At 70.1% G+C, this 25,686-nt stretch carries 24 protein-coding genes and 1 other RNA gene; 12 read left to right on the forward strand and 13 right to left on the reverse strand.

Features of this window, described 5'->3' with window-relative positions:
* Both NGH83_RS08425 and NGH83_RS08430 read right to left on the reverse strand, forming a co-directional pair.
* Window positions 1–1,359 carry a glutamine synthetase family protein gene (locus tag NGH83_RS08425; RefSeq protein ID WP_251855817.1) on the reverse strand — a complete coding sequence of 453 codons (1,359 nt, stop codon included), beginning with the start codon at window positions 1,357–1,359 and terminating at the stop codon, window positions 1–3.
* A 124-nt stretch (window positions 1,360–1,483) separates the two neighbouring features.
* Entirely contained in the window at window positions 1,484–2,146 is a 663-nt protein-coding gene (locus NGH83_RS08430) for a hypothetical protein (RefSeq protein ID WP_251855818.1), read from the reverse strand.
* A gap of 84 nt (window positions 2,147–2,230) precedes the next feature.
* On the opposite strand from NGH83_RS08430, the gene panB reads away from it, so the two are divergent.
* Window positions 2,231–3,046, forward strand: coding sequence for a 3-methyl-2-oxobutanoate hydroxymethyltransferase (panB, locus tag NGH83_RS08435; RefSeq protein ID WP_251855819.1), 816 nt, complete (start codon window positions 2,231–2,233; stop codon window positions 3,044–3,046).
* A gap of 39 nt (window positions 3,047–3,085) precedes the next feature.
* On the opposite strand, the gene NGH83_RS08440 is transcribed toward panB, so the two are convergent.
* On the reverse strand, window positions 3,086–3,262 hold the full coding sequence (locus NGH83_RS08440) for an SPOR domain-containing protein (RefSeq protein ID WP_251855820.1): 177 nt from the start codon (window positions 3,260–3,262) through the stop codon (window positions 3,086–3,088).
* Window positions 3,263–3,306: 44 nt separating this feature from the next.
* Here NGH83_RS08440 and map point away from each other — a divergent pair, with 44 nt between their 5' ends.
* The 9 genes from map (at window position 3,307) to NGH83_RS08485 (ending at window position 14,695) form a co-directional block, all read left to right on the forward strand.
* Window positions 3,307–4,176, forward strand: coding sequence for a type I methionyl aminopeptidase (gene map, locus NGH83_RS08445; RefSeq protein ID WP_251855821.1), 870 nt, complete (start codon window positions 3,307–3,309; stop codon window positions 4,174–4,176).
* A gap of 180 nt (window positions 4,177–4,356) precedes the next feature.
* Entirely contained in the window at window positions 4,357–5,169 is an 813-nt protein-coding gene (ppgK, locus tag NGH83_RS08450; RefSeq protein ID WP_251855822.1) for a polyphosphate--glucose phosphotransferase, read from the forward strand.
* 531 nt (window positions 5,170–5,700) lie between these two features.
* Entirely contained in the window at window positions 5,701–5,790 is a 90-nt protein-coding gene (gene kdpF, locus NGH83_RS08455) for a K(+)-transporting ATPase subunit F (RefSeq protein ID WP_251855823.1), read from the forward strand.
* Window positions 5,790–7,466, forward strand: a complete 1,677-nt coding sequence (kdpA, locus tag NGH83_RS08460) for a potassium-transporting ATPase subunit KdpA (protein ID WP_251855824.1) — start codon at window positions 5,790–5,792, stop codon at window positions 7,464–7,466. Before kdpF ends, kdpA begins: the two co-directional genes overlap by 1 nt.
* Window positions 7,467–7,471: 5 nt before the next feature.
* Window positions 7,472–9,628, forward strand: coding sequence for a potassium-transporting ATPase subunit KdpB (gene kdpB, locus NGH83_RS08465; protein ID WP_251855825.1), 2,157 nt, complete (start codon window positions 7,472–7,474; stop codon window positions 9,626–9,628).
* Window positions 9,629–9,656: 28 nt separating this feature from the next.
* Window positions 9,657–10,265: a potassium-transporting ATPase subunit KdpC gene (gene kdpC / locus NGH83_RS08470; RefSeq protein WP_251855826.1), complete on the forward strand. Its 609-nt coding sequence runs from the start codon at window positions 9,657–9,659 to the stop codon at window positions 10,263–10,265.
* A 3-nt stretch (window positions 10,266–10,268) separates the two neighbouring features.
* The gene (locus NGH83_RS08475; protein ID WP_251855827.1) at window positions 10,269–12,782 is read left to right on the forward strand and encodes a DUF4118 domain-containing protein; all 2,514 of its coding nucleotides are present in this window, start codon (window positions 10,269–10,271) and stop codon (window positions 12,780–12,782) included.
* Window positions 12,779–13,492: a response regulator gene (locus tag NGH83_RS08480; RefSeq protein ID WP_251855828.1), complete on the forward strand. Its 714-nt coding sequence runs from the start codon at window positions 12,779–12,781 to the stop codon at window positions 13,490–13,492. Before NGH83_RS08475 ends, NGH83_RS08480 begins: the two co-directional genes overlap by 4 nt.
* Window positions 13,493–13,540: 48 nt before the next feature.
* Complete coding sequence (locus NGH83_RS08485; RefSeq protein WP_251855829.1) at window positions 13,541–14,695, forward strand: SLC13 family permease; 1,155 nt, start codon at window positions 13,541–13,543, stop codon at window positions 14,693–14,695.
* A gap of 16 nt (window positions 14,696–14,711) precedes the next feature.
* Here NGH83_RS08485 and rnpB read toward each other — a convergent pair.
* The 3 genes from rnpB to NGH83_RS08500 all read right to left on the reverse strand — a co-directional run bounded on the left by rnpB (window position 14,712) and on the right by NGH83_RS08500 (window position 19,120).
* Window positions 14,712–15,090, reverse strand: an RNA gene (rnpB, locus tag NGH83_RS08490) — RNase P RNA component class A.
* 201 nt (window positions 15,091–15,291) lie between these two features.
* Window positions 15,292–16,056, reverse strand: coding sequence for a zinc ribbon domain-containing protein (locus NGH83_RS08495; protein ID WP_251855830.1), 765 nt, complete (start codon window positions 16,054–16,056; stop codon window positions 15,292–15,294).
* 10 nt (window positions 16,057–16,066) lie between these two features.
* Window positions 16,067–19,120, reverse strand: a complete 3,054-nt coding sequence (locus NGH83_RS08500) for a cytosine permease (protein WP_251855831.1) — start codon at window positions 19,118–19,120, stop codon at window positions 16,067–16,069.
* Between the two features lie 159 nt (window positions 19,121–19,279).
* Here NGH83_RS08500 and NGH83_RS08505 point away from each other — a divergent pair, with 159 nt between their 5' ends.
* Window positions 19,280–19,879 carry a cysteine hydrolase family protein gene (locus tag NGH83_RS08505; protein WP_251855832.1) on the forward strand — a complete coding sequence of 200 codons (600 nt, stop codon included), beginning with the start codon at window positions 19,280–19,282 and terminating at the stop codon, window positions 19,877–19,879.
* Window positions 19,880–20,249: 370 nt separating this feature from the next.
* On the opposite strand, the gene NGH83_RS08510 is transcribed toward NGH83_RS08505, so the two are convergent.
* From NGH83_RS08510 to NGH83_RS08540, 7 genes are all read right to left on the reverse strand, one after another.
* A complete protein-coding gene (locus tag NGH83_RS08510; protein WP_251855833.1) occupies window positions 20,250–21,089 on the reverse strand; it encodes a DUF72 domain-containing protein in 840 nt (279 codons plus the stop codon).
* A gap of 25 nt (window positions 21,090–21,114) precedes the next feature.
* Window positions 21,115–21,597, reverse strand: a complete 483-nt coding sequence (locus NGH83_RS08515; protein ID WP_251855834.1) for a hypothetical protein — start codon at window positions 21,595–21,597, stop codon at window positions 21,115–21,117.
* Window positions 21,598–21,747: 150 nt separating this feature from the next.
* Window positions 21,748–22,767, reverse strand: a complete 1,020-nt coding sequence (locus NGH83_RS08520) for a PHP domain-containing protein (protein ID WP_251855835.1) — start codon at window positions 22,765–22,767, stop codon at window positions 21,748–21,750.
* 37 nt (window positions 22,768–22,804) lie between these two features.
* Window positions 22,805–23,044 (reverse strand): hypothetical protein, encoded by a 240-nt coding sequence (locus tag NGH83_RS08525; RefSeq protein ID WP_251855836.1) that lies wholly within the window; start codon window positions 23,042–23,044, stop codon window positions 22,805–22,807.
* A 39-nt stretch (window positions 23,045–23,083) separates the two neighbouring features.
* On the reverse strand, window positions 23,084–24,091 hold the full coding sequence (locus NGH83_RS08530) for a cation transporter (protein ID WP_251855837.1): 1,008 nt from the start codon (window positions 24,089–24,091) through the stop codon (window positions 23,084–23,086).
* A complete protein-coding gene (locus NGH83_RS08535; RefSeq protein ID WP_251855838.1) occupies window positions 24,088–24,570 on the reverse strand; it encodes a transporter substrate-binding domain-containing protein in 483 nt (160 codons plus the stop codon). The genes NGH83_RS08530 and NGH83_RS08535 overlap by 4 nt, the downstream gene beginning before the upstream one ends.
* Before the next feature lie 30 nt (window positions 24,571–24,600).
* Complete coding sequence (locus NGH83_RS08540; RefSeq protein WP_251855839.1) at window positions 24,601–25,107, reverse strand: nitroreductase family deazaflavin-dependent oxidoreductase; 507 nt, start codon at window positions 25,105–25,107, stop codon at window positions 24,601–24,603.
* 52 nt (window positions 25,108–25,159) lie between these two features.
* Between NGH83_RS08540 and NGH83_RS08545 the strand changes: the two genes are divergently transcribed.
* Window positions 25,160–25,426: a hypothetical protein gene (locus tag NGH83_RS08545; RefSeq protein ID WP_251855840.1), complete on the forward strand. Its 267-nt coding sequence runs from the start codon at window positions 25,160–25,162 to the stop codon at window positions 25,424–25,426.
* Window positions 25,427–25,686 lie beyond the last annotated feature (260 nt).

The following is a 25,686-nucleotide window of genomic DNA, read 5'->3' on the forward strand; positions in this document are numbered from 1 at the left end:
TCAGAGCATCTCGAGGTTCGAGCGCAGCTCGTACGGCGTGACCTGCGCGCGGTAGTCGCGCCAGTCCCTGCGCTTGTTGAGCAGCACGTAGTTGAACACCTGCTCGCCGAGGGTCTCGGCGACGAGCTCGGACTCCTCCATGTACGAGATCGCGTGGTCGAGGCTCGCGGGCAGGGGTGCGTAGCCGAGGGCGCGGCGCTCGGCCTCGCTCAGCTCCCACACGTTGTCCTCGGCCTCGGCGGGCAGCTCGTAGCCCTCCTCGATTCCCTTGAGGCCCGCCGCGAGCAGCAGCGAGAGGGCGAGGTACGGGTTGGCGGCGGAGTCGATGGCGCGGTACTCGACGCGCGAGGACTGCCCCTTGCCGGGCTTGTACAGCGGGACGCGCACGAGCGCGGAACGATTGTTGTGGCCCCAGGTGACGTAGCTCGGCGCCTCGCCGAGCTTCGACTCGGTCTCGCCCGCCCACAGCCGCTTGTAGGAGTTCACGAACTGGTTGGTAACGGCCGTGATCTCGGGCGCGTGGCGCAGCAGACCCGCGATGAACTGGCGACCGATCTTCGACAGCTGGTACTGCGCCGCCGGGTCGAAGAACGCGTTGGTGTCGCCCTCGAACAGCGACAGGTGCATGTGCATGCCCGAGCCCGGCTCGTTCTGCAGCGGCTTCGGCATGAACGTCGCGTAGACGCCCTGCTCGATCGCGACCTCCTTGATGACCGTGCGGAAGGTCATGATGTTGTCCGCGGTCGTCAGGGCGTCGGCGTACCGGAGGTCGATCTCGTTCTGACCGGGACCCGCCTCGTGGTGGCTGAATTCGACGGAGATGCCGAGGTCCTCGAGCATCCGCACCGAACGGCGTCGGAAGTCGTGGGCGGTGCCGCCGGGGACGTTGTCGAAGTAGCCGGCGCGGTCGACCGGTTCGGGGCCCTCGGCGCCGTACTGGCTCGACTTCAGCAGGTAGAACTCGATCTCGGGGTGCGTGTAGTAGGTGAAGCCGCGGTCGGCCGCCTTCGCGAGGGTGCGCTTCAGCACGTTGCGGGGGTCGGCGGCATGGGGCTGCCCGTCGGGGGTCGAGATGTCGCAGAACATGCGGGCGGTCGGGTCGATCTCGCCGCGCCACGGCAGAACCTGGAACGTGGTCGGATCGGGATGCGCGAGGACGTCGGCCTCGTATGCGCGAGTCAGGCCCTCGATGGCGGAGCCGTCGAATCCGACCCCTTCGGTGAAGGCGCCCTCGACCTCGGCCGGAGCCAACGCGACGGATTTCAGAGTGCCGACGACGTCGGTGAACCACAGCCGTACGAACTTGATTCCACGCTCTTCGATGGTGCGCAGAACGAAGTCGCGTTGCTTGTCGACCACTTGGGTTCCCCTCGCTGAGAGCTGCGTGATCAGCCCCGATGGATGCCCCATAAGGCTAGTGGTTCGGCGGTGCGTTCGCGCGGCGGCGGCACCGCTCCGCCGCCGACGGTCGCGGGGAGGCGCGTCAGCCTTGGGCGAGCAGTTCTTCGAACAGCGGCAGGAGCGACCGCTCACGCCAGGCGAGGATGCGCAGCAGCTTCACCGACGTCCACTCGCCGCCCTCGGCGGTCGTCCTGATCCGCACGTCCTCGAGCGTCTGCACCTGGCGCACGACGTGGGCGTGCGAACGCTGCAGTTCGAGCGCGAGGTCCGCGAGACGGGGGCGGGTGGGCAGGCCGAGCGCGGGGAGGTACGTGCGGCTCTCGGCATCCGCGAAGCTCCAGGCGAGCGCCTCGGCCGACTCCCACCCCTGCGCATCGACGTGCGGCGCCCACGCGGCGGGGCGGGTCAGCTGGTCCTCGGTCGCTCCGGCCACCAGCTCGAGCGTGCGCCGTCGCGCCGCATCGAGGATCGAGAGCGTCGCCGCCCGCTCGCCGGGGCTCGCCGGTTCGAGGTCGCGCGAGAACGCCGGATCGGGTCCTTCGACGACCTCTTCCAGCTCGATCGTCGAGACCCGCGTCGCGCGCTGCAACGCCGACAGGGCCCCCGCCGTCGTGTCCGCCGTCCGGCAGACGCCCCAGTGGGCGAGATCGAACGCCCAGGCGCGCGTCGAATCGGATCGCGGCGAGGCGCCCTCATGCGCGCCCGCCTCATCGGGGAAGGGCTGCACTTCGACGTAAGCGCGCATGGTGCTCTCACCCTAAATCGTGCGGATGAGGACGCGCTCCCGGCCTCGGGCTGCACGCGCCCCCGACAGACCTAGACTGACCGGATGAGCGAATCGTCCGCGCCGAAGCGGGTGCGCAAACGGCACTTCCAGCAGGCCCGCGAGAATGGCATCGCCATCACCGGCCTCACCAGCTACGACGCGCTGACCGCCGGGATCTTCGACGAGGCGGGCATCGACTTCCTCCTGATCGGCGACTCCGCCGGCAACGTGATGCTCGGATACGACTCGACGGTGCCGGTCACCGTCGACGAGCTCATCCCGCTCGCACGGGCCGTCTCCGGCGCCGTGTCCCGCGCCCTCGTCGTCGCCGACCTGCCGTTCGGCTCCTACGAGCTCGGCCCCGACCAGGCGCTGCAGACCGCGTTCCGCTTCATGAAGGAGGCGGGAGCGCACGCGGTGAAGCTCGAGGGCGGCGTCCGCAGCGCCGAGCAGATCCGACGCGTCGTCGAGGCGGGCATCCCCGTCATGGGACACGTCGGATACACGCCGCAGAGCGAGCACCAGTTCGGTGGACACGTCGTCCAGGGGCGCGGCGAGGCGGCCGAGCAGGTCATCGCCGACGCGATCGCCGTCGAGAAGGCCGGTGCGTTCGCTGTCGTGCTCGAGATGGTGCCGAGCGAGGTCGCCCGCCGGGTGACCGAGACGCTCACCATCCCGACGATCGGTATCGGCGCGGGTCCGCACGTCAGCGGTCAGATCCTCGTCTGGACCGACTTCGCCGGGCTCGGCGGCGGGCGGTACCCGAAGTTCGTGAAGAAGTTCGCCGACCTGCGCGGCCAGCTGCTCGAGGCGGCGCGTGACTACCGCGACGAGGTCGCCGCCGGCACGTATCCGGGGCCCGAGCACTCGTTCGAGTGAGCCGAGAGGCGCTCCGGCAGTGGCCTCGGCGCTGAGGGCTCAGCGGTCCTCTTCGGCTTCTTCCTCGGCCCAGCGGCGGGCGTTCTCCTGCAGCTTCTCGGGCGCTCGCTCGGCTTCGGCGCGCGTGTCGAAGGGGCCGACGCGCTCGATGGCGTTCGAGATCTCGCCGAGCTCGACCTCGCCGGTGCGCGAGTTGTACCACCACTTGTCCGTCATCGGAGCCTCCCATCGGCAGAGGCGAGCGCCCCTAGGCTGATCCTATGCCGCGCGATTCTCACGGGCACCTCGTCGGCGGCCGGGTCTCGGCTCGTCGGGACGTGCCCGCCTCGATCCCCCGCCCCGAGTACGTCGGCAAGCCGGCACCAGCGCCGTACCGCGGATCCGACGTCATCTCCCCGGAGAAGATCGCGCTCATCCGCGAAGCCGGCGGCATCGCCGCGGAGGCGCTCGCCCTCGTCGGCGAGGCGGTCCGGCCCGGCGTGACAACCGAGGAGCTCGACCGCATCGGGCACGACTACATCGTCGCGAACGGCGCCTACCCGTCGACGCTCGGCTACCGCGGCTACCCCAAGTCGGTGTGCACCTCGGTGAACGAGGTCATCTGCCACGGCATCCCCGACGACACGGTGCTGCAGGACGGCGACATCGTGAACATCGACATCACGGCGTTCAAGGACGGCGTGCACGGCGACCTCAACGCGACGTTCCTCGTGGGCGACGTGTCCGAGGAGGTGCGCCTGCTCGTCGAGCGCACCCGCGAGGCACTGAACCGCGGCATCAAGGCGGTCGCGCCCGGGCGGCAGATCAATGTGATCGGACGGGCGATCGAGTCCTACGCGAAGCGTTTCGGCTACGGGGTGGTCCGCGACTACACGGGCCACGGCGTGCACGAGACGTTCCACTCGGGTCTGGTGATCCCCCACTACGACGCGGCCCCGCAGTACGACACGGTGCTGGAGCCGGGCATGGTGTTCACCATCGAGCCGATGCTGACCCTCGGCGGCACCGAGTGGGACCTCTGGGACGACGACTGGACGGTGACGACCCGCGACAAGTCGTGGACCGCCCAGTTCGAGCACACCCTCGTCGTCACCGACCGCGGCGCCGACCTCCTCACCCTCCCCCGGTAGGGCGTTCCGGCCGAGCGCGCACGTTCGGGCCGGCCACGCACGCCGGAACGTGCGCGCGAGATCCGATTGGGCCCAACGCGGCACGCTTGCCGCGAGGGATGCGGGCATGAACGCACGTTCCGGCGGGGCGCACATGCCCGGAACGCACGTTTTCGCACCTTTCAGGCTCGAAGAACTAGGTTGGATCGTGTGAGCACTGAGGCGATCGGCATCGACATCGGCGGAACCGGCATCAAGGGGGCACTGGTCGACGTCGACTCGGGCGAACTCCTCTCCGACCGGATCAAGCTGCCCACCCCCGAGGGCGGCAAGCCCGACGACATCGTGAAGACCGTCACCGAGGTGATCTCACAGATCCCGAAGGTGCAGGAGGGCACGCCCGTCGGCGTCTGCTTCCCCGCGATCGTCCGCCACGGCGTCACGATGTCGGCCGCGAACGTGTCGAAGGACTGGATCGGCCTCGAAGCGGAAGCGCTGTTCGAGAAGGCGATCGGACGCGACATCACCTTCGTGAACGACGCCGACGCCGCCGGCTACGCCGAGACGCAGTTCGGCGCGGGCAAGGATCAGAGCGGCCTCATCCTCGTCACCACGCTCGGCACCGGCATCGGCTCGGCGATCGTCTACAACCACCGCCTGGTGCCCAACGCCGAGCTCGGCCACCTGCAGCTCGACGGCCACGAAGACTACGAGAAAGTCGCCTCGTACGCGGCCAAGGAGCGCGACGACCTCAGCTGGAAGCAGTGGGCGAAGCGGCTGCAGAAGTACTACAGCCACCTCGAGTTCCTCTTCTCGCCCGATCTCTTCATCGTCGGCGGCGGCGTCTCGAAGCACTACGACGACTTCCTGCCCCTGCTCGATCTGAAGACGCCGACCATCCCGGCGCAGTTCCGCAACAACGCGGGCATCCTCGGCTGCGCGTCGCTCGCCGCTCACGGCGCGGGGACCCGCCGCAGCGAGGCCGCCGAGACGGCCGTCGAGCGCACCAACTGACCTGACGCGCACTCGGCGCGAGTCGTCGAGGTGCCCAGATCTGCGGGTCCGGGCGATCCAACACCCGCAGAACTGGGCACCTCGTCGAGGCGCCCCGCGCGTGAGTCGCTGAGATGACCCGCGGTCGGGTGTGCACGGATCAGGACCGAGCCGCCGACACGCCGCGTCTCGTGCACGGATCAGGAGCATCCGCGCACATTCTCCTGATCCGCGCACAATCTCCTGATCCGTGTACCCACGGGTTCGAGGTGCCGGGGTATGCGGATTGCGACGGCTACGCACCCGCAGAAGTGGGCACCTCGTGCGGGGGTGCTCGGGTTGCGTTAGGGGTCGCTTCCGCGGCGTGAGGATTGCGTTAGGAACGCGCTCACGCCTCCCGAGCAGGAGTGGACTGCTGCGAAGCGGTCGGCACTCCGACCGCTTCCGCATGCAAGTCGGGAGGCAATCCCTCGTGTTCGACGTCCTCTTCGTCGTCCTCATCCTCGGCCTCATGGGCCTCGTATCCCTCGTCGCCTGGGGGGTCGGCAAGCTGTGATCGCGCTCACCCTCATCGCCGGCGTACTCGGGGTCGCGGCCGTCGCGTACCTCGTCTACGCCCTGATCCGTCCTGAGCGGTTCTGATGCCCGCCGCACTGATCGCCGTCCTCCAGATCGCGACCCTCGTCGGGATGCTCGCGCTCGCCTACCGTCCTCTCGGCGACTACCTCGCCCACACCTTCACGACGGCACGCGACCTGCGCGGCGAGCGTCTGCTCTACCGGCTCGTCGGAGTCGACCCGCGCAGCGCGCAGAGCTGGCAGGTGTACCTGCGCAGCGTCCTCGCCTTCTCACTCGTCGGCATCCTGCTCGTCTACCTGCTGCAGCGCCTGCAGGCGGTGCTCCCCTACTCGCTCGGCCTTCCGCCGGTCGAGGAGTCGCTCGCGTTCAACACCGCGATCTCGTTCGTGACGAACACCAACTGGCAGTCGTACTCCCCCGAGCCGACCGTCGGCTACGTGGTGCAGATGGCGGGCCTCGCGGTGCAGAACTTCGTCTCCGCCGCCGTCGGCCTCGCCGTCGCCGTCGCCCTCGTCCGCGGCATCGGATCGCGCTCGACCGGCACGCTCGGCAACTTCTGGGTCGACCTGGTGCGCGGCACCGGCCGTGTGCTGCTTCCCCTCGCGGGCGTCGCAGCCATCGCGTTCGTCTTCGGGGGCGTCGTGCAGAACTTCAACGGGTTCGTCGACGTGACCACGCTGACCGGCGGGACCCAGTCCGTTCCGGGCGGCCCCGCCGCGTCCCAGGAGGCCATCAAGCTGCTCGGCACCAACGGCGGCGGCTTCTACAACGCGAACTCCGCGCATCCCTTCGAGAACCCGAGCGGCTGGACGAACATCTTCTCGATCTTCCTGCTGACGGTGATCCCGTTCGCGATGCCTCGCGCCTTCGGCCGCATGGTCGGCGACAACCGGCAGGGTTACGCCATCCTCGGCGCCATGTCGGTGCTCGCGATCGCGTCGGTGTCGCTGCTCATCTGGGCCGAGACCGCCGGCGCCGGCACGGCACCACAGGCGGCGGGCGCCGCGATGGAGGGCAAGGAGACCCGCTTCGGCCTCGTCGCCTCACCGCTGTTCGCCGCGACGACCACCCTCACTTCGACCGGCGCCGTGAACTCGATGCATGACAGTTACACCGCGTTCGGCGGCGCGATCGCCATGGTCAACATGATGCTCGGCGAGCTCGCCCCGGGCGGCGTCGGATCGGGTCTCTACGGGATCCTCATCATCGCGATCCTCGCCGTGTTCATCGCGGGCCTCATGGTCGGTCGCACCCCCGAGTACCTCGGCAAGAAGATCGGCACCCGCGAGGTGAAGCTCGTCGGGCTCTACATCCTGGTGACGCCGACCCTCGTGCTGCTCGGCACCGCGCTGAGCTTCGCGATCCCCGCGGTCCGCGACGACGTGATCACTGTCTCGATGGCGAACGGCGGGTTGCACGGCTTCTCCGAAGTGCTCTACGCCTACACCTCGGCGGCCAACAACAACGGGTCCGCCTTCGCCGGCCTCACCGCGAACACGCCCTGGTTCAACACGACCCTCGGCATCGCGATGCTGCTCGGCCGGTTCCTGCCCATCGTCTTCGTCCTCGCGCTCGCCGGCTCGTTCGCCGCCGCGCCGAAGATCCCGACGACCTCCGGCACCCTTCCGACGCACCGACCGCTGTTCGTCGGACTCCTCGTCGGCACCGTGCTGATCGTGTCGGCCCTCACCTATCTCCCCGTTCTCGCGCTGGGTCCCCTGGCGGAAGGGTTGCTGTAACCACCATGTCCACCGTTCTCACCCCCACCGGCCCCGACGCCGACCGGACCGAGCACACGGCGCCGCACAAGGCGCCGAGCGCCTTCGGGCTCGCAGGTCTCCTGCAGGCGCTGCCCGGCGCCCTGCGGAAGCTCGACCCGCGCCAGATGGTGCGCAACCCGGTGATGTTCATCGTCGAGGTCGGCGCCGCGCTCACGACCGTGCTCGCGATCGTGCAGCCGTTCCTGCCCGACGACGCGCGCACGGACGGCGCCTCGCTCCCGTTCGTGTGGGCGATCACCGTCTGGCTGTGGCTCACCGTCGTGTTCGCGAACCTCGCCGAGTCGGTCGCCGAAGGCCGCGGCAAGGCGCAGGCCGCGAGTTTGCGGCAGACCCGCACCACCACGCAGGCGACACGGGTCGCCGACTACGACGCCGCCGCCGACCCGGGCGCGCAGAGCGCCCGCACCGAGAGCGTCGCCTCCGCGGAGCTCACCCTCGGCGACATCGTGATCGTCACCGCCGGCGAACTCGTGCCGGGCGACGGCGAGATCGAATGGGGCATCGCGTCGGTCGACGAGTCGGCCATCACCGGCGAATCAGCGCCCGTGGTCCGCGAGTCGGGCGGCGACCGCAGCGCCGTCACCGGCGGCACCCGGGTGCTGTCCGACCGCATCGTGGTGCGCATCACCAGCAAGCCGGGCCAGACCTTCGTCGACCGGATGATCGCGCTCGTCGAAGGCGCCTCCCGGCAGAAGACCCCGAACGAGCTGGCGCTCAGCATCCTGCTGGCCGCCCTGTCGATCGTCTTCGTCGTCGTCGTGCTCACCATCGGCGGCCCCGCCGACTACGCGGGAGCGCCCCAGAGCGTCCCGGTGCTCGTCGCGCTGCTGGTGTGCCTCATCCCGACGACCATCGGCGCGCTGCTGTCGGCGATCGGCATCGCGGGGATGGACCGGCTCGTGCAGCGCAACGTGCTCGCGATGTCGGGGCGCGCGGTCGAGGCCGCGGGCGACGTGACGACGTTGCTGCTCGACAAGACCGGCACCATCACCTACGGCAACCGCCGCGCGAGCGAGTTCGTGCCGGTCGACGGCCACTCGATCCGTCAGCTCGTCGTCGCCTCGGCGGCGTCGTCGGCGAGCGACCCCACCCCCGAGGGAACCTCGATCGTGACCCTCGCCGAGCAGACCGGCTACCTCACGGCCCACGAGCCGACCGGCGACGTGGTCCCCTTCACCGCGCAGACTCGCATGAGCGGGGTCGACTACCCCGACGGCCGGATGGTGCGCAAGGGCGCCCGGAGCGCGGTGCTCGCGTGGCTCGAGGACGACGGGCCGCTCGCGAGCTCGCTCGTCGACGAGCTGACCACGGTGACCGATCGGATCGCGCAGACCGGCGGCACCCCGCTCGTCGTCGCCGAGAAGTCCTCCGACGGCCGCGGCAGCCTGCTCGGCGTCGTGCACCTCAAGGACGTCGTCAAGGAGGGGCTCGCCGAGCGCTTCGCCGACCTGCGCAGCATGGGCATCCGCACGGTGATGATCACCGGTGACAACGCCCTCACCGCGAAGGCGATCGCCGCGGAGGCCGGCGTCGACGACTATCTCGCCGAGGCGACCCCCGAGGACAAGCTGGCGCTCATCCGCCGCGAGCAGGAGGGCGGCAACCTCGTCGCGATGACGGGCGACGGCACCAACGATGCGCCCGCGCTCGCGCAGGCCGACGTCGGCGTCGCGATGAACACGGGGACCTCGGCCGCGAAGGAGGCCGGCAACATGGTCGACCTCGACTCCGACCCCACGAAGCTCATCGACATCGTGCGGATCGGCAAGCAGCTGCTCATCACCCGTGGGTCGCTGACGACGTTCTCCATCGCGAACGACGTCGCCAAGTACTTCGCGATCATCCCCGCGATGTTCTCGGTCGCGATTCCGAGCCTCTCGGCGCTCAACTTCATGCAGCTGTCGACGCCCGAATCGGCGATCCTCTCGGCGGTGATCTTCAACGCGATCATCATCGTGCTGCTGATCCCCCTCGCCCTCCGCGGTACGAAGTACCGGGCGGTGCCGGCGAGCAAGCTCCTCAGCCGCAACCTGCTGGTATACGGGCTCGGCGGACTCGTGGCCCCCTTCATCGGGATCAAGCTCATCGACCTCGTCGTGAGCCTCCTCCCCGGTTTCTAGACGCGTAACGAAAGACGAAGGACAGATCATGGCTACAGGCCGCGGCGCACTGCGCCAGTACTCGGTGGCAGTGCGGATGATGCTCGCCGCCACCGTCCTCCTCGGCATCGCCTACCCGCTCGCGGTGACCGGCATCGGCCAGCTCGCCGCGTCCGCCCAGGCGAACGGCTCGATGCTCACCGACGAATCGGGGAATCCGGTCGGATCGGCGCTCCTCGGTCAGTCGTTCACCGACGCCGACGGGGCTCCCCTGCCCGAGTGGTTCCAGTCGCGGCTCTCCGCCGCCGGCGACGGCTACGACGGGACGTCCTCGGGCGGATCGAACCAGGGTCCCGAGAGCGAGGACCTCGTCGCCGCGATCGACGAGCGCCGCGCAGCGATCGCCGAGTTCGAGGGCGTCGACCCCGCCGAGGTGCCGGCCGACGCCCTCACCGCGTCCGCCTCGGGACTCGACCCGCACATCAGCCCCGACTACGCGCTGCTGCAGGTCGACCGGGTCGCCGCGGCCCGCGGCCTCGACGCCGACGCGGTGGAAGACCTCGTCAGGTCTATGATTCAGCCGGGCGACCTCGGCTATCTCGGGGATCCGACGGTGAACGTGCTGCGACTGAACCTCGCCCTGCAGCAGATGGGCTGAGCGATGGCGAGAGGCAGACTGCGCGTCTTCCTGGGGGCGGCGCCGGGGGTCGGCAAGACCTACGCGATGCTCGAGGAAGGGCACCGTCTGCGCGCCGCCGGACGCGATGTGGTCGTCGCGATCGTGGAGACCCACGATCGCGCGGCCACTGCCGCATTGGTGGACGGGCTCGAGACCGTTCCCCGCCGTCGCGTCGCGCACCGCGGGATGGAGCTCGACGAGATGGACGTGGATGCGGTGCTCCGCCGTGCGCCGGACCTCGCCCTCGTCGACGAACTCGCGCACACCAACGCCCCCGGCGCCGAGAACGCGAAGCGCTGGCAGGACGTCGAACTGCTACTCGCCGCCGGGATCGACGTGCTCTCGACGGTGAACGTGCAGCACATCGAGTCGCTCGGCGACGTGGTCCGCGAGATCACCGGCGTCGCCCAGCGCGAGACGATCCCCGACGCGGTACTGCGCAGCGCCGACCAGGTCGAGGTCGTCGACCTCGCACCGCAGGCTCTCCGCGACCGCCTCGCCGACGGCAAGGTGTATCCGGCCGTCCGCATCGACGCCGCCCTCTCGAACTACTTCCGCCTCGGCAACTTGACCGCCCTCCGCGAGCTGGCACTCCTCTGGCTCGCCGACGAGGTCGATGTCGCGCTGCAGCAGTACCGCGCCGAGCACGGCATCCAGGGCAAGTGGGAGGCGCGCGAACGCATCGTCGTCACGCTGACCGGCGGGCCCGAGGGCGAGACGTTGATCCGCCGCGGTGCGAGGATCGCCGCGCGATCGAGCGGCGGCCAGCTCTTCGCCGTGCACATCAGCAGCCCCGACGGGCTCGCGCAGGGCGATCCGGCGGTGCTCGGCGCCCAGCGCGCCCTGGTCGAGAGCTTCGGCGGCAGCTACCACCAGGTGGTGGGCGAACAGATCCCGACCACACTCGTCGAGTTCGCTCGCGGGGTGAACGCCACCCAGTTGGTCATCGGATCGAGCCGTCGAAGCCGACTCGCCGCCCTGCTCACCGGCCCCGGCATCGGGGCGAGCGTGGTGCGGATGGCGGGCGACATCGACGTGCACATCGTCACGCACTCCGAAGCGGGCAGACGTGCGCTGCCGCGCGTCGGAGGCGCGCTCGGCTGGCGCCGCCGCAGCGCGGGCTTCGTGCTGACCGCTCTGGGACTCCCCGCCGTCACCGCGCTGCTCGTCGCGTTCCGGTCGGAGGAGAGCATCGCGAGCGACGTGCTCGTCTTCCAACTGTTCGTCGTCGTCGTGGCGCTGATCGGCGGCATCTGGCCGGCCCTCGTCGCCGCTCTCGCCGCCGGCGCCCTGCTCGACTTCTTCTTCGTCTTCCCGCTCTACACGGTCGCGATCGACGACCCGTTGCACCTGCTCGCCCTCGTCATCTTCCTCCTGGTCGCCGCGCTGGTGAGCCTCGTCGTCGATCGAGCCGCCCGGCAGACTCGCGCGGCGCGTCGATCGGCGGCCGAGGCCGAGACCCTCGCGACCGTCGCAGGCAGCGTGCTCGGCGGCCAGGATGCGCTCGACGCGCTCGTCACCCGCCTGCGCGAGTCGCTCGGCATGACGAGCGTGCTGCTGCGCGAGAACGGCGACGTCGTCTACGCGTCGACGGACGGATCGAGTGCTCGCGAGGACGACCACGAGACGTCGTCTCCGGTGGGTCCCTCGGCATCGCTCGACCTGCGGGGACGGTCGCTGCCGAGCGCCGACCGACGCCTTCTCGGCGCGTTCCTGTCGCAGATCGAATCGGCGCTCACCCAGCGCCGGCTCACCGCCGAAGCGGAACGGATGCGTCCTCTCGCCGACGCCGACCGGGTGCGGACCGCCCTGCTGCTCGCGGTCGGGCACGACCTCCGGCGTCCGCTCGCGGCCGCGACGGCCGCGGTGACCAGCCTGCGCTCGAAGGAGGTCGATTGGAATCCCGCCGACCGGTCTGAGCTGCTCGACACCGCCGCCGAGAGCCTCGGCTCGCTCGCGAACCTCGTCACCGACATCCTCGACGTCAGCCGCCTGCAGACCGGGGCCTTCGCGCTGTCGCTGCGGTCGACCGATCTCGACGACGTCGTCTCCGCGGCGCTCGACGAGCTCGGAGTCGGCCCGGGAGACGTCGCTCTCGACATGGGGGTCGACGTACCCGACGCCGACGCCGACGCGGCACTGCTGCAGCGGGTCGTCGTGAACCTCCTCGGCAACGCCCTGCGCTACTCCCCCGACGGCGCGGCACCGAGCATCGGAGTCAGCGAGTTCGGCGGGCGGGTTCAGCTGCGGGTCGTCGATCACGGCCCCGGTATCCCCGTCGAGCGACGCGACGAGGTCTTCCTGCCATTCCAACGGCAGGGCGACATCGACAACGCCACCGGACTCGGTCTCGGCCTGGCTCTCTCGCGCGGGTTCGTCGAGGGCATGGGTGGCACGATCGAGGCCGAAGACACTCCGGGCGGCGGGCTCACCATGGTCGTGTCGCTGCCGGTGGCGTCCGCCACGACGGCGACGATTGCAGGAGAGGTGCGATGAAGATCCTCGTCGCCGACGACGACCCGCAGATGGTGCGCGCGCTGCGGATCACCCTCGCTGCGCATGGGCACGACGTGATCACCGCCGCCGACGGACGCGAGGCGATCACCACCGCGGTCGCCGCTCACCCCGACCTGGTGCTGCTCGACCTCGGCATGCCCGGCCTCAGCGGCCTCGAGGTCATCGAGGCGATTCGAGGCTGGAGCACCCTGCCGATCCTGGTGATCTCGGGACGCACCGACTCGGCGGACAAGGTCGACGCGCTCGACGCGGGCGCCGACGACTACGTCACCAAGCCGTTCGCCGCCGACGAGCTGCTGGCGAGAGTCCGTGCCCTCGCCCGTCGCACCCCGAACGCCGCCGACGAGCCGACCGTCGCGTTCGGCGACGTCGTCGTCGATCTCGCCAACCGGCAGGTGACCCGCGACGGCGCCGTGGTGCGTCTCACACCCACCGAGTGGAAGATCCTCGACGTCCTCGTGCGCAACCCCGGACGCCTGGTCACCCGGGAGCGGCTGCTCACCGAGGTGTGGGGGCCGCAGTACACGAGCGACACCGGATATCTCCGCCTCTACCTCGCCCAGCTGCGCAAGAAGCTCGAGCGCGATTCCTCGCATCCCGAACATCTGCTCACCGAGCAGGGCATGGGCTACCGCTTCTCTCCCGACACCTCCAGCGCGGCCCCGGAGCAGCCGGACACGACGTCCTGAACGGGCGCTTGTCACCGGCATGCCCCGGTCGGTGATTCGATAGCCCTCGTGCGTTCTCTCCTGGTCGGTGCCGCCCTCCTCGTGGTCGGGCTGCTCGCCGTCCTGACCGGCGTGCTGCCGACGTCCGACGCGCTCGAACTGGTCGAGCGGGTCTGGCCCATCCTCCTGTTCGTCGTGGCGATCACGGTCGTGACCGAGCTCGCGGCCGATGCAGGCCTCTTCCGAGCCGTCGCCGAGCGGCTCGCCCGGTGGGGCCGCAGGCGGACGCTCGTGCTGTGGCTACTCATCATCGTGCTCGCCACGGCGTCGACCGTCTTCCTCTCGCTCGATACGACCGCCGTGCTGCTCACCCCGGTCGTCGTGGTGCTGGCGCGCCACATCGGGGTCTCGCCCATCCCGTTCGCGCTCACGACCGTGTGGCTCGCGAACACCGGGTCGCTGCTGCTGCCGGTGTCGAACCTCACCAATCTGCTCGCCCAGCACGAGCTCGACGGCGTCGACCCCGCCACGTTCGCCAGCGTCACCGCGGTGCCCGCGCTGGTGGCCGTCGTCGTGCCCCTCGTCATCGTCTTCGTCGTCTACCGCCGCGATCTCGTCGGAACATACGAGCCCGAGACCGCGGAACCCGCGGCAGACCGGATTCTGCTCACGATCAGCGGGATCGTCATCGTCCTGCTCGTGCCGGCGCTGGTGTCGGGAGTCGAGGTGTGGCTGCCCGCGACGATCGCAGCCGTGGTGCTGCTCGCCGTGTTCGCGGTGCGCCGTCCCGCCGTCGTGCGTCCGAACCTCGTGCCGTGGTCGCTTCTCGTGATGGCGTCCGGGCTGTTCCTCGTCGTCGAAGCGGGTCACGCGCTGGGCCTCGCCGACCTGCTCGGACGGGTCATCGGATCCGGGGACGACCTCGGCTCGCTCCTCGGCGTCGCCGGGGCGGGCGCTCTGGGAGCGAACGTCGCCAACAACCTGCCCGCCTATCTGGCGCTCGAACCGATCGCGGGCAGCCCCGAACGGCTCGTCGCTCTGCTCATCGGGGTGAACGCGGGGCCGCTCATCACGCCGTGGGCCTCGCTCGCGACGCTGCTCTGGCACGAACGGCTGAAGGCGGAGGGCGTCGAGATCTCGTGGCCGCGATACGCGCTGCTGGGGCTCGTCGCCGCGCCGCTCACCGTCGGGCTCGCCGTCGTCGCGTTCGCTCTCACCCGCTGACGCGGGTCGAAGAAGGGGAATGGGCCGGCGCATACGCCGGGTTCTGTCGGGACCCGAAGGTCACTGGACGGTCATCTATCTCGGACGTACGTTGCCGCACATCTCTAGCGGTCTACCCGGAGACTCGGCGAGCCACCTCGACGCCTCCTGCTTGACCTTGCTCCAGGCGAGGTTTACCAAGCAGGCCTGGTCACCCAGGCCCCTGGTGGTCTCTTACACCACCGTTTCACCCTTACCCCGCGTGATCGCTCACGCGTGGCGGTCTGCTTTCTGTTGCACTAGCTCTCGGGTTACCCCGGGTGGGCGTTACCCACCGCCTTGCTCTGCGGAGCCCGGACGTTCCTCGGCATCCGTCGCCTCGCGACTCCGGATGACGTGACCGCCTTGCCGACCCATTCGACTGGCAAGCCTACCGTCCGCGCGCCCGTTGCGGCATCCGTGGCCCGCCGCAACGTGCGCGCTCGCCCGGAACGCCCGACACGGGCTGAGAACGCACGTTCCGGGCAAGATCCGATATTGCGGGCACAGGCGCACGTTCTAACGTGCGTTTCTGCCCGCAATATCGGATCTCGTGCGCCGCGGGGGCCGATCGGATCTCAGTCGTCTTGGCGGGGCTTGGGGTCGAGGCCCGACTCGTCGGTGCGGACCAGGATGCAGCCGCTCTCGGGATCGAGGACGACCTCGTCGGGAGCGGCGGCGCGGATCGCGGCCAGATCGGATCCGGTGAGGGCCACGTTGCTGCCCTCGGAGACGCCGCGACGCAACAGCGCCGCACCGATGCCGTACCGGGCACGCTGACGTTCGTACAACTCGACGAGGTCGGCGGGCAGCAGCGCGACGAGGTCGAGGCGCTTCTCGGTCAGCGCCGCGGACTCGGTGTCGATCGCGGAGAACGCCTCATCGCGTCCCGTCTCGAGGGTTGCGACGATCTGCGCGAGCGACGCCTGCTCGGCTTCGATCGACGCGAACTCCGCTTCGGCCGCCTCGACCCGCTCCATCACCGCCAGCTCGATGTCCTCGAGGTCGCTCTTACGGCCGGCCAGCGAGGCGAGCTCGTGCTCGAGCCCCTGCGCGTCCTTCGCGTTGGTGACGCTCTGCAGTCGGGTGGTGTCGCGCACGATGCGCGCGTCGACCACGGCGACGTCCGATTCGACGCGCTTCAGCTCCGCGCGCGCATCCTCGAGAACGCCCCGCGCCTCGATCGCGCGACGACGCAGCGCGTCGGCTTCCGCGGAGCGGGCGCTGAGCTCCGCGAGCTGCGGGAGCGTCCGCCTCGAGTTCGCCAGCTGCGCCGCCCGGTTGTCGTACGCCTGCAGCTGGAGGAGTTGCTTCTGGTCTTCGGGAAGGGCGCGCACGGTCACGCCCCTCAGCCTACCCAGCCGTTCCCTCGGCCACCGTGGCGGGCGACTCGCTGCGGGACGCGTGCGGTGCGGCGGCAGGGTCGACCTCCGCGGCCTCCTGGCGCCGGATGGTCGGGACCGAGAAGGCGATCGGGGTGAGGACTCCGAGGACGAGCGCGATGAGCACTCCGAGGTCCGCCGAACCGATCCCGGTGTCCGTCGCGACACCGAGCACGCGCCACAGGTAGCCCTCGAAGAGGAACCAGCCCTGGGTGCCCGAGATGAGGCCGAGCCCCAGCACCGTGATGACCACCAGGGCGATCAGATTGCTCCAGCGCACGTCGGCGTACACCCCACCGCGTCGCAGCAGGGACGAAGCGTCGAACCCGCGTCGGCGCAGCAGCATCTCCCCCGCGACGATGCCTCCCCACGCTGCGACCGGCACCGCCAGGGTCGGGGCGAGGTCGAGCAGAACCGGGGTCAGCGACGGCAGGAGGGCGAGCATCCCGAACGCGGCGAGGATGCCGACGGCGGCGACGATGCCGCTCGCCACCGATCGCCGGGCGCGGACGCCGGTCGCGAGGAGCGTGAGCCCGCCCGAGTAGACGATCGCCGCCACTCCGGAGAGCACGCTGATGACGAGAGCGAGGAGCAGCGGCACCGGGTACCAGCCGGGCAGGGCGCCGGTGATGGTGGCGATCGGGTCGGTCTGCAGGCCCACCGAGACGGCCTCGTCGGAGGACGCGAGGAGGACGCCCCACACGATGAGCAGCAGCGACGGCAGCGCCGCACCGAGGCTCGTCATCGCGATGGTCGCGCCGCTCGACGACTCGGGATGTTGGTAGCGAGCCAGGTCGCCGCCCGACGCGGCCCACGCGGTGCCGAGCAGCGAGAAGACCGTGATGGCGCCGGCGAGCACTCCGAGCCAGTCGCCGTCCGTCGTGCCGGAGATGTTCGCGAAATCGAGCAGGGGCGCGGTGAGCGCGACGACGAGACCGGCGACGACGACGCCGAGAATGCCGAGCACCGCCTGCAGTGCGGCGAGCACCCGGAATCCGAACACGGCCACCACTCCGGCGCCGAGCCCGAACACCGCCAGCGCGACGACTCCCGCGATACGCGGCTCGACGAAGAGGTCGTAGCCGGACTCGAAGGTGAGTGACGCGGTGGTGACGGACAGCAGCCACAGCAGCACGGCGACCCAGAACAGACGCACCACCAGCAGCAGCACGGTCGGCACGATGTTGCCCACCACACCGAAACTCGCCCGGGAGACGATGGCCGTCGGTTGCCCGCTGCGCTTCACCGCCAGGGTCGTGAGGGCGAGCGGGAAGCACGCCAGAACCACGCCGAGCAGCACCGCGACGATCGACTGCCGCGCACTCAGGCCGGCACCGACGACGACGGCGCCGAGCGCGAAGGTCAGGATGGACGTGTTGGGTGCGATCCACAACCAGAACATGCGCGCGACATCCCCGATGCGCCGGTCGATCGGCGTCGGCTCGATTCCGATCGCCTCGACGCGGGGTTCGGGCTCGGGCTCGGCGTCCACCTCGTACTCGTCGGGGACGGGCAGCACCGGCGGGACGCCGATGAGGCTGGCGGTCGAGATGGGCACGATCGGGCCGGTGTGCTGCCCGGGCTCGGGCGGCGCGACCGGCAGCGGCGCCGCCGCACTGCCCGGAACCGCTTCGAACGGTGCCGCCACGTCGTCGACTCCGTCGGTGGCGTCGACATCGACGTCCAACTCGATGGGGCCGCTCAGCACCGGGATCGACCCGGTGTCCGCGCGAGAGCGCTCGTCGGCGATCACCGACGGGTCGAACGAGATCGGGATGGATCCGGTGGTGACCGCGACGGCGTCGGGCGCGACCGGCTCGACCACGACGGCGTCGTCGATCTCCTCGAACGCGTCGTCGGGTGCCGACGTGTCGGAAGTGTCGGCAACAGCGACGGGTTCGGCCTGGCCGTCGCCGGTGGAGGCGCCTGCTCCGTCGGCGTCGTCGTCGGAGGAGTCGGGTTCGAGGATGACGGCCTCGACCACATCTCCCGTGACCTCGGCGGGCAGTGTGCTCGCGACGAGCTCGTCGTGCGGGACCTCGGAATCGGTGAGGGGCGGGAGGTCGATCGACGAGGTCACCGTGGCGGGCTGCGTGTCGCCCGGCTCCTCGATCTGCTCGTCGAACGCCGGATCGTCGGCATCGTTCCCGCGACTACCCGCCAGTTCGGCGCGAGCGTCATCGGCGCGGACGACGCTGCCCGCCGACACAGGGGCGGCTTCCGCCACGGTCAGCGTCGCCTCGTCGGGAGCCTCGACCTCGGCGGCGAGCGGGGCGGCGGCGGTGTCCTCGGTTCGGTCGCGTTGCGGGGCCACGGTCGGCGAGTTGCCGAGGCTCACCCCGCGCAACGACTCCTCCCACTCGCGGTAGGCGGCCTCATCGAGGTCGATGCGCGACAGAGCGGCCTGCAGGCGTTCGGCCCGTTCGAGCGCGGTGCCCTCCCCCAGCAAGGGTGCGGCTGGCGGCGCGACCGGTTCCGGCAGCGGAGCAGGCTCGGCACCGGACGGTGCGGCCGTCGGCGGCACTGCTGCCGCGGCGGCGCCGGCAGCGACCACCGGCGCGACTCCGGGGACGCCGGGGATCGACGGTCGGCTCATGACCGGGCGACCGGACGGGGCGGGCGGCGCAGCGGGCGCGATCGGCTCATCGCCGCTGGAAGCATTCGACGACTCGGTCGCGTTCCGCGGCGAAGTCGGCGTCGATGCGGTGCTGCTCGGCTCCGACGGCCCCAACTGGGAGATGGGCGGCGCGTCGGCGGGCTCCGACCCGGCAGGCTGCGGAGCGGCGGGCGCGGTGAAGCGGGGCCCGGTGGGTTCGAGCCCCAGGGCGCCGGTGTCAGCGCGACGAGGTGCCGGCGGCTCCTCGCCCTCCTGTCGGATGATCGGGATGGGACCCGACGGCGCGAAACGCAGCAACTGAGCGGCGAGCGCGCTCGCGAGCTCGTCGTCGTCGTGGACGGCATCGCGGGGCTCGGGCGCGGGCGTCGCGTCGGGCACTGCGGAAGCCTCGTCGGGCGGCTCGGACATGGCGGAATCGTACCGGCGCGGGGACAACGATCCGAGGAGGCGCACGGAACCGACATCGACCTCGTCTGAGCGGACGCTGAGCCGCGGCTGTCCGTAACCGAAGGATAGACGGCGAGAACGGTGCGGCGACACGATCCTGGTAGCGGCAGAGTGGAGCGCATGACCTCGTCCTCGCTCACCCTCGCCGCCGACGCGGCCCTCGTCGTCATCGACTTGCAACGAGGTTTCGACGACTCGACGTTCTGGGGGCGACGCAACAACCCCGCCGCCGAAGGCAATGTGTCGCGCCTCGTGCGCGCTTGGGCCTCGACCGGCCGGCCGCTCGTCATCGTCCGCCACGAGTCGGCTAATCCGAATAGCCCGCTGTCACCCAGCGGGGCCGGGGGCGACCTCAAGCCCGAGGTCGCCGACGCGTCGGCCGACCTGCACATCACCAAGACGGTCAACTCGGCGTTCTACGGCACTCCCGATCTGCACGCCTGGCTCACGGAGCGGGGTATCGGTCAGGTGGTGCTCGCCGGCATCCAGACCAACATGTGCAACGAGACCACCGCGCGCATGGCCGGCAACCTCGGCCACGACGTCCTGTTCGTGCTCGACGCGATGCATACCTTCGACCTCGAAGGCCCCGACGGCTCGGTGATGAGCGCCGACGAGCTGACCCGCGCGACCGCGACCTCCCTCCACGGCGGCGGCTTCGCCCGAGTCGTCGCCACCGACGACGTACTGCAGGCCGCCGGAGTTCCGGTCGTCGAGTAGCGACGAAGGAGCGTATCGAGACGGGTCGAGTAAGCGAAGCGCATCGAGACCACAGTGCACGCTCTCGATGCGCTCGTTCCTCGCTTACTCGAGCCGTCTCGGTGCGCTTCGCTTACTCGACGACCGGAATTGAGACTGGCGCCCTCCGTATCGCTTCGCTCAACGAGCGGGCTCTATCCCGGTCGTCGAGTAGCGACGAAGGAGCGTATCGAGACGGGTCGAGTAAGCGGAGCGCATCGAGAGCACCGCACACGCTCTCGATGCGCTCGTTCCTCGCTTACTCGAGCCGTCGGTGCGCTTCGCTTACTCGACTACCGGGATGGGAGTCGTGTCCTTCGTATCGCTTCGCTCAACGAGCGGGGGCAGCCGCCTACTCCGCCGAGGTCGCGGTGAAGGGGGCGAGGCGGGTGCGCAGGGCGATCGCGTCGAACGGGGCGTGCACCTTCGCGTCGTTGTCGAAGTAGACGTACACGTCGCGGCCCGCCTCGAGGCGCGGCGCGAGCTGCTGCGCCCACGCATCCAGCTGAGGCTCGGAGTAGCCGCTCGTGTACAGCTCCTCCGCGCCGTGCAGCCGCACGTAGTCGAAGTCCGCGGTGCGCTCGTCGAGCAGCGGCCACCCGCCCGCGCCATCGGAGGCCACCAGTGCCACACCGTGGCGTCGCAGCACGGCGAGCGCCTCCTCGGACGCGAAGCTCTCGTGTCGCGGCTCGAACGCGTGGCGGATCCCGCGATCGACGTCGGCGCCGAAGACCGGATCGTGGGGCAGCTTCTCGTCGCGCCCCCGCGCGAGGTCCTTCGCCTCACCGACGGTGCGCGGCAACGCCGCAAGGAAGGCGTCGAGCACCTCCGCATCGAAGGTCTCCCGCGCCGGAACCTGCCAGAGGAACGGACCCAGCGACTCCCCGAGGCCGAGCACGCCGCTGCCGAAGAAGTTGCCGAGCGCGCTGTCGACGCCCCGCATCCGACGCATGTGGGTGATAAACCGTCCGCCCTTGACGGCGAAGACGAACCCGGGCGTCGCCTGTTCGCGCCACGACGCGTAGCTCGACGGCCGCTGCAGCGAGTAGAACGAGCCGTTGATCTCGACCGAGTCGAAACGACTCGCCGAGTATTCGAGCTCGCGGCGCTGCACGAGCCCCTTCGGGTAGAAGCGTCCGCGCCACGACGTGTACCTCCACCCGGAGATGCCGATGTACGCCCGACCCGTCACGAGAGGCGAGGGTAGCCGCCGGAACTCAGCGCCAGGCGAGTTCGGTCAACTCCTGCCGGGTGAGCCCGAGGCGCGGATACTCTTCGCTGATCCGTCGCCGCACCCCCGCCGGCGCCGCCTCATCGCGTCGCACGATCAGCGTGCCCGCCTCCGCGACCATCGAACCCGGATTGCGAAGAGCGGCGACCGCGCCGTCGGATGTCACCGCGAAACTCCAGCCCGAGCGCGATGCGAGCAGCAGTGCGCCTCTCCCCCGCCAGCGGTAGTTGCCGTCTTCGCTGACCCGCGCCGGCGTGCTCGCCCGGATCGTCCGCGACCGGCCGCGCAACTCGAACTCGATGGTGAACCGGATGCGCCCGTTCGCGGGCGGCTCGAAGACGAACTCGGCGCGGTCGACCCGCTGCGGGAAGGTGAAGTAGCCGTTCGTGGTCGCGACGAGGTGCCAGCGTCCGAGCATGTCGAAGATGGTGGCGCGGCCGCCGGTGGTGGTGGTGAGGTTGTCGGTCATGGTCCTCGCGAACTGCGTCGCCGCGCCCTGGCGCGCGGGAGTGAAGCGAGGGTACGCACCGCTCCTGCGACGTCGGCCGCGGGTGAGAGCCATTCAGTGGTGGATCAGTGAGGTTTCAGCGACACCGGGATGTCCACGGCGCGCGTCGACTCACCGGTTGCGGCCGGTCCACTCGAGCAGGCGCTCGACCGGCCACGTGGTGACGATGCGGTCGACCGGTACTCCGTTCTTCTCCGCGCGGGCGGCGCCGTAGTCGAGGAACGCGAGCTGTCCCGGGGCGTGCGCGTCGGAGTCGATGCTGAACAGGCACCCCGCGTCGAGCGCGACCTGGATCAGCCGGTCGGGCGGATCCTGCCGCTCGGGGCGCGAGTTGATCTCGACCGCCACCCCGGCAGCGGCGCACGCGGCGAAGACCGCGTCGGCGTCGAACTCCGACTCGGGTCGAGTGCCCCTGCTGCCTTCCACGAGACGCCCCGTGCAGTGCCCGAGCACGTCGGTGTGCGGATCCGCGATGCCCCCGAGCATGCGCGTCGTCATCGTCTTCGCATCCGACCGGAGTTTCGAGTGCACACTCGCGACGACGACATCGAGCCGCCCGAGCATCTCGGGGGTCTGATCGAGCGTGCCGTCCTCGAGGATGTCGACCTCGATCCCCGAAAGCAATCGCGCGCCGTCGGCGGAGGCGTTCAGCGTCTCGACCACGTCGAGCTCCTCGGTGAGCCGCTCCACGGTGAGGCCATTCGCGATCGTGAGATTGGGCGAGTGATCGGTGAGCGCCATGTACTCGCGGCCCAGCACGTGCCCGGCGGCGAGCATGACGTCGATCGGCACGGTGCCGTCGGACCACTCGCTGTGCGTGTGCAGGTCTCCGCGGATCGCCTTCCGGATCTCGTCCCCGCCGTCGGCGAGCGGCGCCTGTCCGCGCTCGCGAAGGGCTTCGAGGTACTCGGGGACGGCGCCGTCGACGCTTTGCCGGACCACCTCGAAGGTGCGCCCGCCGATGCCCTTCATGCTCTTCAGACGACCGTCGCGGGTACGGGCCGCAAGGTCGTCGGCGTCGAGCCCTCCGATGGCGGCGGCGGCTTTGCGGAAGGCCTGCACCTTGAACACCGCGGCCCGTTCGCGCTCCAGCCAGAACGCGATCTCATTCAGCGCGGCGATGGCATCCATGGGGCAATACTGCCCGTCGGGCCTGAGGATGTGCGGGTCAGGCCGGGCAGTGCACCCGGGTCGGCACGGTCGCGGTGCCGCGCTCGATGCGGTGCTCGGCCATCGCGGCGCCGCAGATCGGACACTTCGGGTCGGCCGGCGGCTGGTACGGCGCCTCGGTCTTCCCCCGCCCGACGCCCACCTGGGCGGCGCCGGAGAAGCTGTAGGTGATGCGGTTCCAGCGATTCCAGAACCCCGGCAGCCCGGTGTACGGGTTGGTCACATCTGGTTTGCCCACGAATAGTTAGTGTACTCGGCAATCAGCGGACCGGGGCGGTCATTCTTCGGTTCGCGGCGTCAGGCCGGGCAGGAACTCCTCCGGCAGCTCCGCGACGAGGATGAGGTTCAGGTCCTGCACCTTCCAGTCGAGCCCTATGCAGGCGGCCCGCGCCTCCTCGAGGGTCGACAGCGGCGGCACCTCGCCGTCGCGCGGCACGACGAACGATTCGACGTGGAAGACGTGACCCTGATCCCGAACCCGCGAACGCGCGGCGGCCACCCAGCTGAGCGACGACAGCACCTCGTCGATCCGACCGCCGACGGGGTGCGGTTCCGAGTCGTCGAAGGTCTTGGCCCAGGTGTCGATGAGCGCGGAGACGGCGGCGCGGACGTTCTTCACGCCGTCCCACGCGATGCTCGCGGAGATCAGGATCGCGGCCGCCGCGTCGGCCCACCAGAGGCCGAGACCGATCCCGAGGATGCCGACGATCGCCGCGGCCGCCGTCTGCCAGTCGGCCTTGTTCATGTCCGCGTCGGCGTAGAGCACCTTGTCGTGCAGCGCCTCCGCACGCTTCAGCTTGGCGCGGCCGAGCAGAACCGGCGGCACGACGGTGAGCGAGAGGACGCCGATCATCAACCAGCCGAGCCAGATCGTCTGCCCGAACAGCTCGATGCCGCCGATCGCCGGATGCTCGGCGGTGATGAGCTTGATCGTCGAGTCGACGAGCAGGTATCCGCCCATCACGAGCAGAGACACCGCAGCGACCAGGTGGGCGATGCCGGTCGCGCGGTGGAAGCCGTAGGGGTGCTCCTCCGTCGGGCGTTTGCGGATGACGCGCGACGCGATGAGGAACGCGATGGGCGGAAGGAAGGAGAGGAGGTCCTCGATCCACGCCGCGCGCATCGCTTGCGAGCTGCCGAGCACGAGATAGACGAGCGTCACCGTGACGACGAGGAAGCCGATGGTCAGCCACTCGAGACGCGCGGCGTCGGCGAGGGCCTTCTTCTGCTCGGCGGGAAGCTCGGTGTGCCCGAACCGCACCGTGGCGTCGGCGGCGCGGCTCACGGCGTCACGTCCTGGCTCAGCAGGAAACGGTCGAGGGCGAGCAGCAGCGCGTTCTCCCCCATCCGCGCGAGCACGACGTGCTTCTCGATGGCGCCGGTCTCGTCGCGGCTCTCGGCGTAGGGACGGGTCATGCCGGTGCGATCGAACCACGGGGTGTCGTCGGTGAATCCGCCGAGCAGGATGTCGAGGTCGCCGCGTTCGAGGTCGGCGATCAGCTCCTGCTCGCTGCCCTCGACCCATTCGATGGTCGCGTCGTGGTCGGATGCGAAGTCGCGCAGCAGGTCGGGTTCGATACCGGAGGGCTCGTCGCCGTCGAGTCGGACCCAGTCACCGTTCTCGGTCACCCCGACGAGCAACGTGCCACCCTCAGCCGAGGCGAGGGTCCCCTCCGGATCCATCGGGATCGAGCATCCGGCGAGCGCCGCGGTCAACGCGACCGTCAGTGCTGCTGCCGCCCACCGCGTGATGGTCCCCCTCATCACCGACCTCCCGAGTTCATCCCTTCGAACTCAAGCATCACTTCCCTGTGAGCGCACCGGGCGCAGCCTGAAGAGTCTGACGACGCGCCCCGAATCGCGCTCATATCCGCGATAGCCGGGCCACTGCTGCTCGATGCGCTGCCAGGTGGCCTCGCGTTCGATCGGGTCGACGATCTGCTCGGCGCGGACCGCCAGCCGGCGTCGGCGCACCGTGATCTCGGCGGACGGGTCGGCGAGGAGGTTGTACGTCCATCCCGGATGGCGCCCGCGCGCGAAGTTCGTGCCGGCGACGATCGCGTTCCCGTCGCCGTCCGGGGTGTACATCAGCTCGATCGCCCGCGTCTCGCCCGTCCGCGCGCCGGTGCTGCGGAGCACCAGGGAGGGCACGAGCAGTCCGCTGACCTGCACCCGACCGCCGGTGAACCGCTGCAGTGCGCGCTCCACCGGTGGCAGCACTTTCGGCCCGACGGCACGGAAGGCTCGGGTTCGGGAGAGCGGCGCGATGATGCGGCGCACCGTCTGCTGGACGAGCGGCATGCCGCCATCATGCTCCTTCCGCCGCGCGGAGCGAAGCGTCTACCGTTGAGGGGTGGCGGATGAAATCGACGACCTGGAGCTGGCGATCCTCCGCGCGATCGTGCGGTGGGGGCTCGAACCCGGGCCGACCGGCAACCGGCACGAACTCGGGATGGCGGCTATTCAAAAGGTGCACGTGGAGCGCGGCGGCACCCCCGACGACTGGTACACGCTGAAACGACTCATGCCGCACGCGATGGAGACCCTGGTCCTCGGCGGCTACCTCGACGAGGACACCGCCACCGCCACCTCGCTCGGCCACCGGGCCCTCAACCGCTGACGGTTTCGCGGCCGCTCGTTGAGCGAAGCGATACGCGAGGCACCCCCTTCGTATCGCTGCGCTCAACGGGCGGACGGGTATCCGAGAGCCGTGTCGCACCGCGAAGGGCCTGGCGGCCCTCTTCAGCGACCAGAGCAACCATCTGGTCACCCCGGAGGCCGTCCACGGCCGTCGCGAAATGACGGAACCCGCAGACTCCATAAGGCGGGCGCACCGAAGCCGTGTCCCATCGCGACGGGCCTGGCGACCCACCTCAGCGA

The organism is Herbiconiux sp. L3-i23 (genome assembly GCF_023734115.1).
GTDB lineage: Bacteria > Actinomycetota > Actinomycetes > Actinomycetales > Microbacteriaceae > Naasia.

Excerpts from the sequence above, each read along its gene's own strand:
- kdpC (WP_251855826.1), top strand. The coding sequence starts at position 9,657 with ATGGCTACAGGCCGCGGCGCACTGCGCCAGTACTCGGTGGCAGTGCGG.
- NGH83_RS08475 (WP_251855827.1), top strand. The coding sequence starts at position 10,269 with ATGGCGAGAGGCAGACTGCGCGTCTTCCTGGGGGCGGCGCCGGGGGTC.
- NGH83_RS08540 (WP_251855839.1), bottom strand. The coding sequence starts at position 25,107 with ATGCCGCTCGTCCAGCAGACGGTGCGCCGCATCATCGCGCCGCTCTCC.
- NGH83_RS08440 (WP_251855820.1), bottom strand. The coding sequence starts at position 3,262 with ATGACGGACAAGTGGTGGTACAACTCGCGCACCGGCGAGGTCGAGCTC.
- map (WP_251855821.1), top strand. The coding sequence starts at position 3,307 with ATGCCGCGCGATTCTCACGGGCACCTCGTCGGCGGCCGGGTCTCGGCT.
- kdpA (WP_251855824.1), top strand. The coding sequence starts at position 5,790 with ATGCCCGCCGCACTGATCGCCGTCCTCCAGATCGCGACCCTCGTCGGG.
- NGH83_RS08520 (WP_251855835.1), bottom strand. The coding sequence starts at position 22,767 with ATGGATGCCATCGCCGCGCTGAATGAGATCGCGTTCTGGCTGGAGCGC.
- panB (WP_251855819.1), top strand. The coding sequence starts at position 2,231 with ATGAGCGAATCGTCCGCGCCGAAGCGGGTGCGCAAACGGCACTTCCAG.
- kdpB (WP_251855825.1), top strand. The coding sequence starts at position 7,472 with ATGTCCACCGTTCTCACCCCCACCGGCCCCGACGCCGACCGGACCGAG.
- NGH83_RS08515 (WP_251855834.1), bottom strand. The coding sequence starts at position 21,597 with ATGACCGACAACCTCACCACCACCACCGGCGGCCGCGCCACCATCTTC.
- NGH83_RS08480 (WP_251855828.1), top strand. The coding sequence starts at position 12,779 with ATGAAGATCCTCGTCGCCGACGACGACCCGCAGATGGTGCGCGCGCTG.
- NGH83_RS08505 (WP_251855832.1), top strand. The coding sequence starts at position 19,280 with ATGACCTCGTCCTCGCTCACCCTCGCCGCCGACGCGGCCCTCGTCGTC.
- NGH83_RS08535 (WP_251855838.1), bottom strand. The coding sequence starts at position 24,570 with ATGAGGGGGACCATCACGCGGTGGGCGGCAGCAGCACTGACGGTCGCG.
- NGH83_RS08430 (WP_251855818.1), bottom strand. The coding sequence starts at position 2,146 with ATGCGCGCTTACGTCGAAGTGCAGCCCTTCCCCGATGAGGCGGGCGCG.
- NGH83_RS08500 (WP_251855831.1), bottom strand. The coding sequence starts at position 19,120 with ATGTCCGAGCCGCCCGACGAGGCTTCCGCAGTGCCCGACGCGACGCCC.